Origin of the sequence: Acinetobacter sp. WCHAc060033, from assembly GCF_004209125.1 — a bacterium.
Lineage (GTDB): Bacteria > Pseudomonadota > Gammaproteobacteria > Pseudomonadales > Moraxellaceae > Acinetobacter > Acinetobacter wuhouensis.
Window position 1 is genome coordinate 1 of record NZ_SGSW01000224.1, and the last position, 250, is coordinate 250.

Annotated in this window: 1 pseudogene; it reads right to left on the minus strand. The window is 43.2% G+C overall.

Annotated features, from left to right (window positions below):
* Nucleotides 1-250 (minus strand): annotated as a pseudogene (locus EXE10_RS21355) (elongation factor Tu); the annotation flags it as partial.

Genomic DNA, 250 nt, shown 5'->3' on the forward strand with positions numbered 1-250 from the left:
AATAGAGAATACGTCTTCGATTGGCATCAAGAATGCTTTATCGATCGCACGTTCTGGTTCTGGGATGTAAGTGTCAAGCGCTTCAACAAGAGCGAGAACAGCTGGAACACCGTACTGACCATCTTCACCGTTAAGCGCAGCTAAAGCTGAACCACGGATTACTGGAGTATCATCACCAGGGAAGTTATAAGTAGAAAGAAGTTCACGAACTTCCATTTCTACTAATTCGATTAACTCTTCGTCATCAACA